Genomic DNA, 16,563 nt, shown 5'->3' with positions numbered 1-16,563 from the left:
TTATATTTTAATATCCTTGCTTGATATTTTTGCCATTTCTGCTGGACTACCTTTCCAGATACTCCAAGCGTCTGTTTTTTGTCGAGTAAGATTGGCTCCCATCGCAATGAGTGTTCCTTCTCCCAATACCGTTTGATCTCTGATGGTTGAATTTACTCCGAAGAAACAATAATCACCTACTTGGCAACCACCAGATAATACCACGTGAGAGGTAAAGAAAACGTGATTCCCAATTTTACTATGATGACCAATGTGATTTCCTGACCAAAGAACGCAATCATCACCAATAGTCACATAGGGTTGAATGGTATTATCTTCCAGGATAAAACAATTTTTCCCAATTTTTTCGGTTAAAACGGTTGCTCTGGAACTGATATAGGAAATGTAATCGTAGCCTTTTTCTAAACCTTTTTCATACACTCTTGCGCGAACTTGATTCATTTGTCGTTCGGTTAAAGGAACAAAAAATTTATATTCGCTAGGGGGATAGATAGTTTCTACTGATTCAAATGGAACAACAGGAAAACCATGGAATTCTGATTCGTTGATATAGGCTTCTTCCACAGTAAAGGCAACCACTTCGTGTTCGCTATCTGTTTGAAGATAGAATAATGCCAATTCAGCAGTTTGTGTATTTCCAAAAATTACTACTTTAGCCATAATATATTGATTAGAAAAGGGATGTTCCTGTCATTTCTTTTGGTTGGCTTACTCCCATTAATTTCAAAATGGTTGGAGAAACATCACCAAGTTTTCCATTATTCAATGTTGGATGAAAATCATTATCCACCAAAATACAAGGAACTAAATTAGTTGAGTGAGCTGTATTCGGCGACCCGTCTTCGTTGATCATCACATCTGCATTTCCATGGTCAGCGATGATAATGAAGGAATAACCATGTGCTAAGCCTGCATTGACTACTTTTTCTGCACATGCATCAACGGTCTCAACCGCCTTAACAACCGCTTCAAAAACGCCCGTATGGCCCACCATGTCTGGATTTGCAAAATTTAAGCAAACGAAATCAACTTCTTCTTTTTCTAATTCAGGAATAAGGGCATCGCGTAAATCTGCCGCCGACATTTCGGGTTGTAAATCATAAGTGGCTACTTTTGGCGAATTTCTTAAAATATTGGATTGGCCAATAAAAGGCTGTTCGCGCCCTCCTGAGAAGAAAAATGTAACGTGTGGATATTTTTCTGTCTCCGCAATTCTGATCTGTTTTTTACCTGCACCTTCCAAAACTTCACCCATTGTCATCGGTAAATTGGAATCATTGAAAATGACATTGACACCAACAAATTCTTTGTCATATTCTGTCATGGTCAAATAATACAAATTCAACTTGTGCATATTTTCTTCATGGAAGTCCTTTTGCGTCAGAGCTTGAGTTATTTCACGTCCTCTATCTGTTCTGAAGTTGAAACAAATGACAACATCCCCTTCTTGAATGGTGGCGATTGGACTACCATCTGGATTAGTCATAATGATGGGTTGAATGAATTCATCCGTAACTCCAGCGGCATAACTATCTTGGATAGATTGTAAAACATCGGTAGAAGGATGCCCCTCCGCATGAACCATTGCTTTGTATGCTAAAGCAACACGCTCCCAACGATTATCACGATCCATGGCAAAATATCGACCTACCACAGATGCAATTTTAGCGCCTGTTTTTAAGGTATGTTGATATAAATCTGTCATGAATTTTAATCCTGATTTTGGATCCGTATCGCGACCATCTGTAAAAGCGTGAACATAAACACGGCTTAAATTAGCTTCTTGTGCGGTACTTAGTAATGATTTTAAATGTTCAATGTGTGCATGCACACCTCCATCAGAAACTAATCCCATGAAGTGAACAGATTTATTGTTTTCTTTAGCGTAAGAGAAGGCTTTTTCTAATTCAGGCTCTTGGCCCAAGGTGTTTTCTGTTACAGCTTTATTGATTCGAACTAGATTTTGATAAACGACACGGCCAGCACCTAAATTCATGTGACCAACCTCTGAATTACCCATTTGCCCCTCAGGTAAACCAACGGCTAAACCTGAAGCTTCTAACTTAGAATGCGGATATTTTTGATACAAAGAATTGATAAAGGGAGTTTTTGCCGCATCAATCGCTGAAACTTTTGGATTTGTTGCAATTCCCCAACCATCCAATATCATTAATACTACTTTCTTATTCACGTTATTGTCATTTTAAAATACCCACAAAAATAACCAAAAAAGATGGAAATGGAAGTCCTTCCCATGGTATATTTAGTCCAAATTTAAATCTTTATCAAACGGTCATATTCTTTACTTGTCTCCACAATGTCCTTTACTTCTATGACATTTTTGTCTGAACCAAGGAGCGCTAAATAAATCATGGATTTTCCCACTTCCTGCAATGTGGAAACCATGGATGGCATAATTGCTCTCAAAAGCGGATACATCCAATTGATGTATTTGTAAAACGATAGGGTGTGTGAAAGTCCTTTCGTTGGGAAAATAAGGGAAGGTCTAAAAGCATAAAAACTTTTGAAGCCTACTAAGCGCAAATCATTTTCAGTTCTTCCTTTGACTCTTGCCCACATGATTTTACCATTTTCTGTTCTATCTGTACCCACGCCCGACACATATATAAAGGTCATATTGGGATTATTGTCTATGATTGCCTCAGCAAATCCAAGGGTAAGTGTATGGGTTTTTTCTGTATAATCAGCCTCTTTCATTCCTAGGGAAGAAACTCCCAAGCAGAAAAAGCAGGCATCATACCCTTTTACTTTTGAGCTTAATTCCGCGGGCTTGAGAAAGTCGGGAAGTATGATTTCTTTTAATTTCGGGTCAGATTTTCCAGATGGTTTTCTACTAATGACCAAAACTTCTTCAATAAAAGGTGATTCAAGGCATTCGTGGAGAACGCCTTCTCCAACCATTCCTGTTACTCCTGTAACAATTACTTTGATTTTTGATTTTTCCATCGTACAATTGGGAAATATTTAAATCTCTATTTAATTTTTAAATGAAAACGAGCAATAGACGTAAATTTTTACAAACATCAGGAATTTTTGCAACAGCATCAGCATTCAATTCCATTAATTCTGTAGGATCCGGAAAAATGAATTTCATTCACCATGTTTTATTTTGGGCAAAAAATCCCAACAACGAAGCGGAAGTTAATCAATTAAAGTCCGCATTAAGCGCATTGGGTAAGCTTCCAATGATTCAATCAGCCCATATCGGTAGACCCATTGTAACAGATTTTGATAAACCTGTAACAGAAGGTTCATACACTTTTTCAGTGGTTTTAATTTTCGAAAGTGCTGAAAAGGAAAAGGAGTATTTATATCATCCTTTACACAAAAAATTCATTGACGAGAACAAACACATTTGGGGAAAGGTTCAGGTTATCGATTCTGAGGTTTTATAATTTATCTTTTATTCTAAGAAGGCCGAAAAATAGTAGGCTCACAAGTAAATAGCTGAAAATCAAGGCAATGCTGATGAATTTTAGCATTGCTAAAAGAAAAGTTAATTGAATGCTATATTCATTATAATATCCTGATACGGACAAAAGCATCAAGGTATTTTCCAAATAGTCAAAGATAAAAGGCAAAAAACACAAAGTGATTACGTATTTGCCTATACGTAACAAAATAGAATTATTAGCAAGAGTTGATTGAGCCAATTGTACACTTGTGTAAAAAAAGTAAGTATAGGCTGGGATAAAAAACAAATCAAAGATGATATTGATCATTACATCACTGTAATCCCATTTTGATAGTAGGTCATTTAGTTTTTCTGAAGACCAAGCAAATTCAAGAGAAAGTATTCCACCTTTAACTTGTTCGCTTAATATCGAACCTTGGATTTGTAAAATAATTAGTGCTAAACTAGCCAGGGAAAGACTAATTAGCCATCTTGTTTTTAATGACATGCTGATAATGAAGTGATAAAGAATTGCGAATATATTTGTTTTTTTGATAGATTTAAACGTAGATTCCTTTAAAAAGATTTTTTTCGTGTTATTCACGTATTATATTATTTTCTTAACCAACATATTCTTGACCTAATGAAAGTTCGAATACTATTTTTAATTGCATTAGTATTTCCTTATCAATTTTTTGGACAGTCAATTGATAAACTTATTCGGCTTTCAGAAACGGAGCGAATAGAGAAATATCTTTCTTCGGATGAGTTGGAAGGCAGGAAGCCTTTTACTCCAGGCATTGAAAAAGCGGCACAATTTATTTCCAAGGAATTTGAAAAAAATAAGCTAGACTATTTTTCAGCTAATTCGTATTTGCAGACTTTTCAACTATATAAGCCTAGTCTTATTTCTGCCAAACTAAAACTTGAAAACGTTGAAGTGGTAGGCAATAAAATGGTCGTTTTTACTCGCACGGAAAAAGTTACAATCGATGAAAATTCGGGCTATACTATTTCATCTATTAAAAAAGGTGACAATCTTTTTCGATCCGTCTATCAATATTTATCCAAAAAATCGCCACAAATTGTTTTTGTCGATGAAAGTTTTAGCACTCAATTTTCTCGCTTGTCCAATAGAAATCCTTTGAAGAAAAATCAGGAAACAGTTGTATTTATTTTGTCTGATGTAGTTCCCGCTCATTTTAAAATAGAAGCAGTTCATTCCGTTACACCCTTGAATTTATCCAATGTGGTAGCCATGATTCCGGGAAAGTCATTGACAAACGAATACGTGATTTTTTCTGGACATTATGACCATTTAGGGATCATTTCCAAAGGAGGGAGCATTGTTGACTCTATCTACAATGGAGCCAATGATGATGCGGCGGGAACAACGGCGATGATCATGCTTGCCAAGTACTTTAAAAAGAAAAATAACAATGAGCGAACTTTGCTTTTTGTGGCATTTACTGCTGAAGAAAGTGGTGGCTTTGGTTCCAGCTATTTTTCTGAACAATTAAATCCTGAATCAGTAAAAGCCATGTTCAATTTGGAAATGATTGGTACTGAAAGCAAATGGGGCAAAAATAGTGCCTATATCACAGGTTTTGATAAGTCGAATATGGGTCAAATTTTACAAGAAAATTTAAAAGGAACAGCTTTTACTTTCTATCCAGATCCATATACGGATCAAAATTTATTTTATCGTTCGGATAATGCTACTTTAGCCCGCTTGGGTGTACCTGCACATACTATTTCTACTTCTAAAATGGATTCAGAACCGAATTATCACCAAGCGAGTGACGAATATCAAACGCTGGATTTAGTCAATATGAATGAAATCATAAAGGCCATTGCCAAAAGTTCTGAAAGTATTATTTCAGGGAAAGATACCCCCTCACGAGTAGATACTTTACAATTAAAATAACTGGGATATAATTTTTAAAACCTTAATTCGTTTTTGCACCAATTCAACCCTAAATTAGCCTACAATGATGGAAGACAAAATTAAAAGAAATGAATTTTTAAAATCTCTGGGACTCAAAGGCGCCTCTTTGATGGCAGTTTATTGTGGAGTGAGTACGCTGAGTTCTTGTTCTAAGGAAGAAAGCATTACACCCGCTTCTAATGTAGATTTCACCTTGGATTTAAGTCAGTCAGCTAATTCGGCGCTTACAAAAGATGGGGGTTATTTGATAAATAATCGTGTGGTTGTGGCAAGAATTTCTTCCACGAATTATGTGGCTGTCACGCAGATTTGTTCCCATGAAAATAAAGTAGCCGTTATTTATATGGGTGGTGGATTTTATTGTCTAGAACACGGTGCGACATTTGATACAACGGGAAAAGGCACCAATGGTAATGGGGCACGTGGATTAACAGCCTATAAAGCTACACTTACAGGAACTAGCTTGAGAATTTATTCGTAGTTTATTTTCGCTTGAAAAAGTAAAAATGAATTCCACCGGGTAGTGCAGCAGATTCAGAAATGGTATAATATCCTTGTGCATCTGCTGCAAAGGCCAGTCCTTCCCCTTGCGGTTCTCCTAATCCATCTGCTGAGGAATATTTGGATCTACATGGGACTGTTTTTGCTTGTCTAGCTAAAGCATCTGGAATGGATTCTCCATCTTTTCTTTTCCAATAATAGATATACCCGTAATTTCGAATGATGATTTCTTTATTGTCAAATGAAACATCTCCAGCTGTAATATAAAACAATTCTTTTACGGAAGTATTATTTGAAAAAGGATTGGAAAAACTCAACTCACTGATAAATTCAGCGGTTAATACTGCACCGTCTTTTACATTCGCAGCACTAATTTTATAAAGTCGTTTTAAGTCTTCGCGTTTAGATACAATAAAAATATCTTTGCTAACTTGGTCGACTAGCAAACATTCCATGTCTCGCATTCCATCTGGCAAAACGAAGCTAAGTTTTTTGACTTGGCTAATGGCATTGATATCAGGCCCCGAATTAGAGACCGTAGGTTCAGTAAACCAATAGATATTATAAGATTGATAAACGACATTGTTATCCCCAAAATCTGCTACATAAATCGTTGAGCTACCATCTGCTTCTGTGGTAATACTCATATCCTCCCAATCTCTGTTATTGGCATTGGTTAAGTAAAATTCTTTTTTGCCTTTTCCGTTGGAATCGAAATAAAATATACGATTAAGATCTCCTGAATCGTTCAGTGCCCAAAAATACCCTGGATTTTTTCGGCTAGCGATTAAACCTGAACCTTCATCTAATTGCTCATTTTCAATAATTCCTTTGTCTATATATTCGTTATAGCTGGATTCTGTATCTACAGGCTTTGGAGGAACTGGGGTAGGTTCAGGGCTAGATGGACATGCCATCAGTATAATACTTACTAAAAAGAGTAAAAGGGAATTTTTAAACATTCAATTGCTATTATTGGGGTTTTCTGATTTGGTATCAGTGTTATTTATTAGGGTTACTCTAACTTTTTTAATCCTTCTTGCGTCGACAGAATGAATTTTAAACTGAAAGGATTCTACAATTAGTTCTTCCCCAGCATGTGGAATGCGAGAAAATAGTTCAATCATTAATCCTGCTAATGTTTCACTTTCTCCTTTTACTTTTTCAAAAAATGAGGCATCTAAATCAAAAACTCTTGAAAAATCATTCAATGAGATTTTGGCTTCAAACAAATAGGTGTTTTCATCTAGTTTTTTAAAATCAGCCTCCTCATCATCAAACTCATCATTAATTTCTCCAACAATTTCTTCAATGATATCTTCCATGGTGACCAAACCTTCCGTTTCTCCGTATTCATTCACAACAATGGCCATGTGCACCCTTTTTTCTTGAAAATCGTATAGTAAATCGTCGATTTTTTTATTTTCTGGAACAAAAAATGGTTGGTGAATCAAGGATATCCAATCGAAATTTTCATCTTGATCGATGTGTTTTAACAAATCTTTGATGTATAAAATTCCTTCAATTTTATCAATGGTTTCTTTATAAATAGGGACACGTGAATATCCATTTTTATTGATTTTGTCCATTAATTCATGGAAATCCATGGTAGTATCAAAGGCAACAATATCTCTTCGTGCTTTCATAACCCCTTTCACAGAAATATTCCCAAAATTTAAAATACCTCTCAAGATGTCTTTTTCTTGTTCAGAAGTGTTTTCGTCTGTGGTGATTTCTAAGGCTTGATTTAGCTCCTGAGTAGTTAATGTATATGATTTACGTTCAATTTTTTTCTCGATTAAACCCGAAATGCCCAATAAAACTTTGGATAATGGTGCGAAAATGAACGTAAAAAAAGATAATAAGGGTGCCGAAAACAAGGCAAAATTGATGTTGTTTTGTTGGGCCCAAACTTTCGGAATTAACTCGCCAAAAAAAGTAATGATGAAGGTTACACCAAATAATAAAATCAATGTTACCAATAATGTCTCCACCGAATTTGGCCCTAATAGCTGTTCTGTAAGGTAATTAGCCAGCGTAATAAATATGATATTGACGAAATTTATGGATATCAAAAGAGTTGCCAGCAAACGTTGAGGTTTGTCTAACAAATTGCTTACTTTTTTCTCATTTTCCGATTCACTTTCACGCAAGGAATTGCGTTGCTCAGAATTTAATGAAAAAAATGCAACCTCTGAACCTGCCAATAAAGCTGATAGAGCTAATAATGACAATAAAACAAATCCGATAAGTATAATGGAACTTAGGCTAATTGTTGAGGTAAAGACCAATAAATGATTACTCAGGTTGGGGTCTGCGTCCATGGGGTTAAAGCAAATTTCCTCCAAAAATACAAAAAAAGGGGAATACAAACACCTTATATTCCCCTCTAATCTAAAAAATTAAAATGGTAAATCGTCGCCTTCGCTTTGTACCTGTGCAGGGAATGCCTCCGATTTTGCTGATTCATTGCCAATGTTTACAGCTTCGGGTTTGGGTCTTGGCTCTGTATTTTCGTTGGTATTTCTTCCTCCAATGAGATTCATCGAAGTAGCTCTGATTTTATAGCCTCTGACGGTTGCGCCGTTTTTATCTTGCCATTCTTCGGAGCGAATTTTTCCTTCTATGTAAACTTGGTTCCCTTTACGTAGGTATTGTTCAGCGACATTCGCCAAATTATCCCATAATTCTACGCGATGCCATTCTGTTTGGTCAACTCTTTGACCATCTTTTGCCGTGTATGATTCAGAAGTAGCAACGTTGATATTGGCTACTTTCATACCACTTGGTAAGCTTCTTACTTCAGGGTCATTTCCTAAATTCCCCAAGATAATTACTTTGTTTACTCCTGCCATTTTTTTAATGTTTAAGGTTATTAATGGATATTTTTTCTGCCTTAAAGATAAGCGACAGAATCATCTTGAAAAATACCCAAATGCATATTATCAGTAATCAGATTTAATAACAAAACTGATTTTCCTTGCTTTTCGAAGTCTTTGGGCGACATCCACTCATAATTTGAAGGAATTTCACCCATAAAATTATCACTTATTTGGACATGCCAAGCTTGAGTGTGGATTTTTTGGTGACTTAAAATATGTACAGCAGGAGATTTTAATGGTAATATGGTCTGGGGGATCATTCTCAGAAAATCATCTTTTTCCATTAGTCCATCTAAGGTAGTTTTTTTAGCCGACTCCATTAAATAAAACTCAAATAAACCTTGCCAAATATCTTTTTCTGTTCTTTTTCTAACCAATATTTTTCCCGCTTTTTCCACAATAAAATAATTGAAAAATCGATCTCTTTGCTTGTTTTTTTTAAGTTTGACAGGAAAATCTTTCACCCTTTTTAAAGAAAAAGCCTTGCATTCTTTTTGTAAAGGGCAAGTTTCACAAAGAGGTGCTGGTGCGCATTGAAGCGATCCAAATTCCATAATAGCCTGATTGAACTCGGCTGGAAATTCATGTGGGATCAATTCATCCGCCAATTCAGTAAATATTTTTCGAGCAGACGAATGCGAAATATCAGTTTCAATGGCGAAAAATCGGGCTAAAATGCGATATACATTTCCATCTACTACGGCTTTTGCTTCGTTGAAAGCAAACGAGGCAATAGCCGCCGCCGTGTATGGGCCTACGCCTTTTAATTGAATTAAGTCTTGGTATTTTTGAGGAAAAACCCCTCCTAATTCATTGGCAATGTATTTGGCTGTTTGATGTAAATTTCTGGCTCTGGAATAATAGCCCAAGCCTTGCCAATTTCTAAATAAAAGTGCTTCCTCAGCATTGGCTAAATCCTGAACCGTGGGAAAAGCTTCCAATAAACGATGAAAATAAGGAAGACCTTGGGCAATTCTTGTTTGTTGCAAAATGATTTCAGACAACCAAATCACATAGGGGTCATTGCTTTGTCGCCAAGGTAAATCCCGTGCATTTTTTTTGTACCAAGAAATAATTGTGCTTGAAAATGGGTGCATTTTTACTTGGATCTGCTTTTCCAAATCATTCCAATAATTGAAAGTAATAAAAATCCCAGACTAATGAAATCTTGCCAACTTATGCCTTGTGGATTATTCATTAATGTTTGAAAATTTTGTGCTTCATGTCCTGTCCATAATGCCAGAAATGTTCTAGGCAACATACCCAAGGTGCCCGCAATCCAAAAGTTCTTGAAATTAACTCCAATAAATGCCATGGTGGCATTGGTGATGGCAAATGGGAAGATGGGCGATAGACGGGTTAAAAATACCCATGAAAAAGAATCTTTTTGGACGTTATTTAAAAAATCTTGCATCTTGAATTTTTGCACCATAAACGCTACAATGTGATCACCATGAATCAATTGGCCTAATCCATATCCAATGATGGAAGCAAGAGAATACGAAATAACAAAAGGTAATAAGCCATCGAAGCCCCAAAGATAGCCGACAAATAGGGCAAAAAAGGTAGTGGGGCAAAAGGCCAATCCCATTAAGAAAGTTGATAAAGCCCAAAACAAAGTTTTATCCCAAATAGTAAAATGGACAAAAAAGTCTAGGTGAGAAGATGCAAAATAAACCAAGCCAATACTGGATATAAATGGCACCAAAGCCATCCAAACTAGAAATAGAAGTTCGAAAATGATTCGTTTAAATTGCACTTTATCGATTTAGAAAGGAACAAAGATAAAGGAGTTTTTATAATACAAGGCTATTTGACTACCTTTGCAGGGCTATTTGCCTTAAATAATGATGTCCAAAGAAATCGCAATCGTAAAATACAATGCCGGGAATGTTGCCTCGGTGATGTATGCCTTAGACCGAATAGGGGTTAAATACCGCTGGACAGACGATTTGAAGGAATTAGCGGAGGCGGAGAAAATTATTTTTCCAGGTGTTGGTGAAGCGAGTACAGCCATGAAACATTTGAAGGAAAAAGGTTTGGATACGTTTATCCCCACACTTAAACAACCCGTTTTGGCGACTTGTATCGGCATGCAATTATTGTGTAAAAGTTCGGAAGAAAATAATACCACTTGCATGGGAGTTTTTGATGTGGAAATTAGGCGATTTCAGTCTAATTCTCTGAAAATACCTCATGTGGGCTGGAATTCCATTCAACAAATAGGGGATAATCCTTTGATGCAAGGTTTGAAAAAAGAAGAGTTTGTATATTTCGTGCATTCATTTTATGCACCAGTCTGTGAATTTACCAGTGCTACTTGCGAGTATGTACAACCTTTTTCAGCCATGCTACAAAAAGACAATTTTTATGCTGCGCAGTTTCACGCAGAAATCAGTGGTTTGGCTGGCCAAACCATCATTCAGAATTTTATTGATTTATAAATTATGTTTCAGCTAATTCCCGCGATAGATTTAATAGGAGGTCAATGTGTTCGATTAACACAAGGAGATTATTCGCAAAAAAAAATCTATCATTCTGATCCTTTGGAAGTAGCCAAAGCCTTTGAAGGAGCGGGTATCCAGCGATTACATTTGGTTGATTTAGATGGGGCAAAGGCCAAGCAAATTGTGAATTTGCCTGTATTGGAAAGGCTTGCGAATAATACTAACCTGCATATTGACTTTGGTGGTGGAGTACAATCGGATGAAATGATTGACTCGGCATTTTCTGCTGGGGCCAAGCAAATTACCGCAGGGAGTATTGCAGTTAGGAATCCAGATTTGGTTCAATCCTGGTTCAAAAAATATGGTGCTGATAAAATCATTTTAGGGGCAGATGCCCATAATGAGCAAATCGCAGTGGCTGGATGGCAAGAAAATTCTCAAATTTCTATATTTGATTTTTTACAAGACTACCAAAAGGTGGGTGCAAAATACGTGATTTCCACCGATGTTGCGAAGGATGGCTTGTTGCAAGGTCCTAGTTTTGATTTATACCGAAAGATTCAATTGCAAAATCCTACATTGGAAATTATTGCAAGTGGTGGAGTGGCTACCTTGGAAGATTTATACCAATTGAAAGAAATGAAATTGTTCGGTGTGATAGTGGGTAAGGCCTTTTATGAAGGAAGAATTAGTTTAGAAGAATTGGCCAAATTTGCGCAGGAATCATGTTAACGAAAAGAATCATACCTTGTTTAGATATCAAAGATGGCCGAACTGTTAAGGGGACCAATTTTGTTGATTTACGTGATGCGGGAGATCCCGTGGAATTAGGGGCATTATATGCAGAACAAGGGGCAGATGAATTAGTGTTTTTGGACATTACAGCGACAGTCGATAACCGAAAAACCTTGGTGAATTTGGTGAGAGAAGTGGCAAGGCATGTTAATATTCCATTTACTGTGGGCGGAGGGATAAGTTCAATCAATGACGTTTCTGCTTTGTTGAATGCTGGTGCGGATAAAGTTTCTATTAATTCATCGGCAGTAAGGAATCCAACTTTAGTGGATGAATTGTCCTTAGAATTTGGTTCTCAGTGCATCATTGTGGCCATAGATACTCGACATGTAGATGGCTTGGATTGGGTGCATACCCATGGAGGAAGAAAGATTACGGAAATCAAAACCCAAAGTTGGGCCAAAGAGGTTCAAGAGCGTGGAGCTGGGGAGATTTTATTAACCTCTATGGATGCAGATGGAACAAAAGCAGGTTTTGCAAATCAGTTAACGGCTGAAATTTCCACTCAACTTTCTATTCCTGTGATTGCCTCAGGCGGTGCAGGAACGATGGAACATTTTTATGATGTATTTACAAAAGGAAAAGCGGATGCAGGTTTGGCAGCAAGCATTTTCCATTTTAAAGAAATTGAAATCATGGCATTAAAGAAATTCCTTGCAGAGAAAGGAATTCCGATGCGTATTTAATAAATTGAACGATATTTTAAGCTAATGAGGGCAAATCCAGATTTTTCAAAAGGTTTAATTCCAGCAATTATTCAAGATGCTACCACATTAAAAGTGTTGATGTTGGGCTATATGAATGAAGAAGCCTTGGAAAAAACAAAACAAGAGCAACAAGTAACCTTCTTTTCTCGTTCTAAAAATCGTCTTTGGACCAAAGGTGAAACTTCAGGAAATTTCTTGAATGTAGTGAGCATGGAATTAGATTGCGATGCAGATACACTTTTGATTAAAGTGAATCCTGTCGGCCCTGCTTGTCATACAGGCACTGATACTTGTTTTAATGAAGAAAATAAAGACAATGCGGCTTGGTTAGATTATTTGAAACAAGTCATTCGTTCTCGCAAAGGAGCATCTGCAGAATCTTCTTATACGGCTTCTTTGTTTCAAAAAGGAACGCATAAAGTAGCCCAGAAAGTAGGCGAGGAGGCAGTAGAATTGGTTATTGAGGCTTTGATGGACAATGATGATTTGTTTAAAGGGGAAGCTGCCGATTTGATTTTTCACTTATTAGTTCTGTTGGAAGACCGCGGAATAGGTTTGGAAAAAGTGATTGATTTATTAAAACAAAGACATAGCAAATAAAATATGATAGGATTTATTATTCGTTACATCATTATGGCGGCCATCGTAATGATTATCCCGCGATATTTGAAAGGCATTACGGTAGATTCCTTTACCACATCCTTGTTAGTTGCCTTGATGATGGGATTTTTAAACTCCTTTGTTAAGCCGATTTTGAAAATTATCAGCTTCCCCATCACTTTCATGACCTTGGGCCTTTTTTCTTTAGTAATTAATGTGGGACTCGTTTATTTGGCCGCATTTTACATCGATGGTTTTCATGTTAGCGGATTTGTGGCACCTTTGATTTTTAGTTTGTTGGTAGGTACAACCAACAGTTTGGTGGGATTGTTTACTAAATAGGAAAAGAGAAAAGAGAAGAGAGAAAACTCTTACCTTTTACCTCTTACCTATTACCTAATCTTAGTTTTTTTTGGTAAAATACACATGCACAGGACTGGTTGGATCTACCTGTTCTGAAATAGAATAATAGCCATTCCCATTGGCAGAAAAGGCAATCGCCTCACCTTGCGCTTCTTGGGCACTGGGGATGATCATTGGGTCTCTATGAAGGGCATCAGAAATCGATTCATATTTATTTTTTTTCCAATAGTAGACATCTAAGTAATTACGAATGATAATTTCATCGTTGTTTCTGGAAATATCTGCGGCAGTTAAAAAATACAGTTTCTTCAAAATTTCAAGGTCTGAGCTAGGTTTCGAGAATTTTAATCGCATGACAAATTGAGCCGATGTCAATTTTTTCTTTTGAAAAGCTTTGTCTGGGATTTTGTACAAATGTTTTTTATCCTCTCTTTTTGAAATTAAATAAATATCGCCATTGATTTGATCAACGAACATGGATTCCATATCACGCGATCCATCCGGCAATTCGAAACGAAGGGTTTCTACATTTTTAATCATTCCCGTGTAAAATTCAATGGAATTAGATTTGGGTTCTTTGAATCGATGGATGAAATATTCAGTAAATTTTCCCTCATTGTCGCCGATATCGCCAATGTAGATATAGTTTTCTTCTTTGGAATTTTTCCAAAAGGCCAAGGTTTCCCAATCTCTATTTTGGATCCCTTTCAAAAAAAACTCGTTCCTCCCTCCTCCGGTTTTATCAATTAAAAATATCCGATTTAAATCATTCGAATCGTTAATTACCCACAAACTATCTGGATGCTCTTCTGATGCGACAATACCCGAAGCTTCATCAATTTCTAAATTTTCTAGAATTCCTTTGTCTTCCGTTTCTTTAAAATGAATCGAATGTAGATTGCCATTGATGAAGCTTTCTGACCGACCCGATTTAATGAAAATAAAGATTAATAGATAAGATAAATACTTGATTTTTTTCATTCTAAAACACTTCCAACCACAACAATAACCCTGATGCAACTGTCATTATAATAAAGGCTAATATTCCTAAAATATTCGTTAAACGATCATTCACAAATTTCCCCATGATGGATTTGTTGTTTGAAATATGCAATATAATACCGATTAAGACTGGGGCGGTAATTCCATACAGGATAGCAGTATAAATCAATGCTTGAATGGGAGAAATTCCTATGTAATTCAACGATAATCCCAATACGAGGGAGATAGCGATGACCGTATAAAAACCTCTTGCCTCATGAAATTTTTTATCTAAGCCTTGTTCCCAACCAAAGGTTTCAGCGAATATATAGGACAAAGAACCGCTCAAAACGGGTATGGCAATTAAACCAGTACCAATCACACCAGTAGCAAATAACAAATAAGCAAAATTCCCTGCCAAAGGTTTTAAGGCCATTGCTGCTTCTTCCACCGTATCTATTTGTCTAATTCCCGCATTATAAAGTACAGTGCCGGTAGTTAGAATAATGAAATACATCACAAATCCAGAGAAAGTCATGCCAAAATCAACATCTTGATTAACATCTGAAATGATTTTTTTATTGACCATTAAATGTTTTTTCTTGTGTTTCATTTCTTCTACTTCCATGGATGCCTGCCAAAAGAACAAATAAGGAGAAATGGTGGTGCCTAAAATGCCTACTAAGATGGCCATGAATTCTTTGGTGAATTCAATTTTGGGAATAAAGGTGGATTTTAAGATGGCGATAAAATCTTGTTTGTATAAAAACGGCACGACAAAATACACCAACATCGCGATGCACAGGTATTTTAAGATTGATGCAATTTTGGCATAAGGAAGATAAATGATGAGTCCGAGCAGTAATATGGTAAAAAATACACTAAAAAATGTGGCATCAATGGCGGGGAATAATAAATTTCCAACAGCACCCATTCCAGCAATATCTGCACCAATATTCAATACGATGGCGGGAAAGCTAAAAAGCAACATCAGATACAAAATAGGACGAGGGTAATGTTTTTTCAATGTCCCAGTTAGGCCTTGATTGGTCACCAAACCAATTTTAGCACACATTTTTTGGATGGCGGACATCAAAGGGAAGGCCAAAATGGATGTCCACAAAGTAGATAATCCAAAAGCTGCGCCAGCTTGTGAATAAGTAGCAATCCCTGATGGATCATCGTCGCTGGCTCCTGTTACTAATCCAGGTCCTAAAATCTTCCAAAATTTGGACAGATTAGGAAAACGTTTTTTGGATTCGCTCATATTTGCTTCTTTGAAAATTTCTTTTACAAAGTAAAAGGTTTTAAGATAAGAAAGGCAATTAGAGGTAATATAATAATCCAACTGCCCCTAATCCAAGGATTAGCCAAATGATGCCATTGAACCTTTTCTTTTTTAGGAATAGCAATAAAATTAAACCCGTTAATGAAATGATTGTCATAAAAATGGCGGAGAAATCAATCACCCAAGACCAAGATTTACCAGTATCTCTTCCTTTGTGCAAATCATTGAAAAAGGCCACCCAGCCCAACTCGCGAGTGCTTAATTGAAATTTACCATCTTCTCGCTGAATAAACGCATCTGCCGTATAACCAGGTCCTTGGAAGGAAATAGAAACTTCATTTTCGTCGATTCTAAAATCATTGATTAAGCCTTTTACCGCATATTGATTCCTGAAATGCTCTACAATTTCTAGTTTTTTAATTTGAGAAGTATCTGCCACATTGACCCAAATTGGATTCAATTGTCCTTTTTGCTCCTTTAAAATTTCTTTTTCAGGAAACCAATCTAAGTGATTGAGCGTCAGTCCTGTGATTGAGAAAAACAAAACAATCACAAAACTGAACATCGACAAATAAATATGCAACCACCTCGACCAATTTGACAACCAATTTTTCCAATTTCCTTTTTTCATCCTAT

General features: G+C 36.4%; 20 protein-coding genes. 8 read left to right on the top strand and 12 right to left on the bottom strand.

Translation table 11 applies throughout. The annotated features are described in order from the left end of the window. The 3 genes from V7S79_RS11810 to V7S79_RS11800 form a co-directional block, all read right to left on the bottom strand. On the bottom strand, positions 1–660 hold the full coding sequence (locus V7S79_RS11810; RefSeq protein ID WP_459490800.1) for an acetyltransferase: 660 nt from the start codon (positions 658–660) through the stop codon (positions 1–3). 10 nt (positions 661–670) lie between these two features. Beyond that, positions 671–2,191 (bottom strand): 2,3-bisphosphoglycerate-independent phosphoglycerate mutase, encoded by a 1,521-nt coding sequence (gene gpmI, locus V7S79_RS11805; protein WP_459490799.1) that lies wholly within the window; start codon positions 2,189–2,191, stop codon positions 671–673. An 83-nt stretch (positions 2,192–2,274) separates the two neighbouring features. After that, positions 2,275–2,967: an NAD-dependent epimerase/dehydratase family protein gene (locus V7S79_RS11800; RefSeq protein WP_459490798.1), complete on the bottom strand. Its 693-nt coding sequence runs from the start codon at positions 2,965–2,967 to the stop codon at positions 2,275–2,277. A 41-nt stretch (positions 2,968–3,008) separates the two neighbouring features. Between V7S79_RS11800 and V7S79_RS11795 the strand changes: the two genes are divergently transcribed. Then, the gene (locus tag V7S79_RS11795; RefSeq protein ID WP_459490797.1) at positions 3,009–3,416 is read left to right on the top strand and encodes a Dabb family protein; all 408 of its coding nucleotides are present in this window, start codon (positions 3,009–3,011) and stop codon (positions 3,414–3,416) included. Here V7S79_RS11795 and V7S79_RS11790 read toward each other — a convergent pair. Continuing rightward, positions 3,411–3,923, bottom strand: coding sequence for a hypothetical protein (locus tag V7S79_RS11790; protein ID WP_459490796.1), 513 nt, complete (start codon positions 3,921–3,923; stop codon positions 3,411–3,413). The two genes, V7S79_RS11795 and V7S79_RS11790, sit on opposite strands and share 6 nt — an antisense overlap. A gap of 135 nt (positions 3,924–4,058) precedes the next feature. Here V7S79_RS11790 and V7S79_RS11785 point away from each other — a divergent pair, with 135 nt between their 5' ends. Continuing rightward, positions 4,059–5,342, top strand: coding sequence for a M20/M25/M40 family metallo-hydrolase (locus tag V7S79_RS11785; RefSeq protein ID WP_459490795.1), 1,284 nt, complete (start codon positions 4,059–4,061; stop codon positions 5,340–5,342). Positions 5,343–5,406: 64 nt separating this feature from the next. After that, positions 5,407–5,844 carry a Rieske 2Fe-2S domain-containing protein gene (locus V7S79_RS11780; RefSeq protein ID WP_459490794.1) on the top strand — a complete coding sequence of 146 codons (438 nt, stop codon included), beginning with the start codon at positions 5,407–5,409 and terminating at the stop codon, positions 5,842–5,844. A gap of 1 nt (position 5,845) precedes the next feature. Here the strand turns inward: V7S79_RS11780 and V7S79_RS11775 are convergent, their stop codons facing one another. From V7S79_RS11775 to V7S79_RS11755, 5 genes are all read right to left on the bottom strand, one after another. Next, entirely contained in the window at positions 5,846–6,826 is a 981-nt protein-coding gene (locus V7S79_RS11775) for a hypothetical protein (protein WP_459490793.1), read from the bottom strand. Then, entirely contained in the window at positions 6,827–8,188 is a 1,362-nt protein-coding gene (gldE, locus tag V7S79_RS11770) for a gliding motility-associated protein GldE (protein WP_459490792.1), read from the bottom strand. It lies immediately after the preceding gene. A 78-nt stretch (positions 8,189–8,266) separates the two neighbouring features. Then, positions 8,267–8,719: a single-stranded DNA-binding protein gene (locus V7S79_RS11765; protein WP_459490791.1), complete on the bottom strand. Its 453-nt coding sequence runs from the start codon at positions 8,717–8,719 to the stop codon at positions 8,267–8,269. A gap of 41 nt (positions 8,720–8,760) precedes the next feature. Next, on the bottom strand, positions 8,761–9,867 hold the full coding sequence (mutY, locus tag V7S79_RS11760; RefSeq protein ID WP_459490790.1) for an A/G-specific adenine glycosylase: 1,107 nt from the start codon (positions 9,865–9,867) through the stop codon (positions 8,761–8,763). Beyond that, complete coding sequence (locus V7S79_RS11755; protein WP_459490789.1) at positions 9,846–10,505, bottom strand: TVP38/TMEM64 family protein; 660 nt, start codon at positions 10,503–10,505, stop codon at positions 9,846–9,848. Before V7S79_RS11755 ends, mutY begins: the two co-directional genes overlap by 22 nt. An 88-nt stretch (positions 10,506–10,593) precedes the next feature. Here V7S79_RS11755 and hisH point away from each other — a divergent pair, with 88 nt between their 5' ends. Genes hisH through V7S79_RS11730 form a run of 5 tightly spaced genes read left to right on the top strand, consistent with a single transcriptional unit; the run spans position 10,594 to position 13,637 of the window. After that, positions 10,594–11,190, top strand: coding sequence for an imidazole glycerol phosphate synthase subunit HisH (gene hisH, locus V7S79_RS11750; RefSeq protein ID WP_459490788.1), 597 nt, complete (start codon positions 10,594–10,596; stop codon positions 11,188–11,190). 3 nt (positions 11,191–11,193) lie between these two features. Further along, complete coding sequence (gene hisA / locus V7S79_RS11745) at positions 11,194–11,925, top strand: 1-(5-phosphoribosyl)-5-[(5-phosphoribosylamino)methylideneamino]imidazole-4-carboxamide isomerase (RefSeq protein ID WP_459490787.1); 732 nt, start codon at positions 11,194–11,196, stop codon at positions 11,923–11,925. Next, positions 11,919–12,674 (top strand): imidazole glycerol phosphate synthase subunit HisF, encoded by a 756-nt coding sequence (gene hisF, locus V7S79_RS11740; protein WP_459490786.1) that lies wholly within the window; start codon positions 11,919–11,921, stop codon positions 12,672–12,674. Before hisA ends, hisF begins: the two co-directional genes overlap by 7 nt. Before the next feature lie 24 nt (positions 12,675–12,698). Next, positions 12,699–13,295 (top strand): bifunctional phosphoribosyl-AMP cyclohydrolase/phosphoribosyl-ATP diphosphatase HisIE, encoded by a 597-nt coding sequence (gene hisIE, locus V7S79_RS11735; RefSeq protein WP_459490785.1) that lies wholly within the window; start codon positions 12,699–12,701, stop codon positions 13,293–13,295. A 3-nt stretch (positions 13,296–13,298) separates the two neighbouring features. Continuing rightward, positions 13,299–13,637 carry a phage holin family protein gene (locus V7S79_RS11730; protein WP_459490784.1) on the top strand — a complete coding sequence of 113 codons (339 nt, stop codon included), beginning with the start codon at positions 13,299–13,301 and terminating at the stop codon, positions 13,635–13,637. A 60-nt stretch (positions 13,638–13,697) separates the two neighbouring features. Here V7S79_RS11730 and V7S79_RS11725 read toward each other — a convergent pair whose 3' ends face one another. Genes V7S79_RS11725 through V7S79_RS11715 form a run of 3 tightly spaced genes read right to left on the bottom strand, consistent with a single transcriptional unit; the run spans position 13,698 to position 16,558 of the window. Next, positions 13,698–14,639, bottom strand: coding sequence for a hypothetical protein (locus V7S79_RS11725; RefSeq protein WP_459490783.1), 942 nt, complete (start codon positions 14,637–14,639; stop codon positions 13,698–13,700). Position 14,640: 1 nt separating this feature from the next. Then, positions 14,641–15,906 carry an NRAMP family divalent metal transporter gene (locus tag V7S79_RS11720; protein ID WP_459490782.1) on the bottom strand — a complete coding sequence of 422 codons (1,266 nt, stop codon included), beginning with the start codon at positions 15,904–15,906 and terminating at the stop codon, positions 14,641–14,643. A 58-nt stretch (positions 15,907–15,964) separates the two neighbouring features. Continuing rightward, positions 15,965–16,558 carry a PepSY-associated TM helix domain-containing protein gene (locus V7S79_RS11715; protein WP_459490781.1) on the bottom strand — a complete coding sequence of 198 codons (594 nt, stop codon included), beginning with the start codon at positions 16,556–16,558 and terminating at the stop codon, positions 15,965–15,967. Positions 16,559–16,563 lie beyond the last annotated feature (5 nt).

The sequence above is a fragment of the Aquirufa sp. ROCK-SH2 genome, assembly GCF_054558315.1.
The sequence above is the reverse complement of the archived record's forward strand: the minus strand, read 5'-3'. Positions and strand labels throughout refer to the sequence as shown.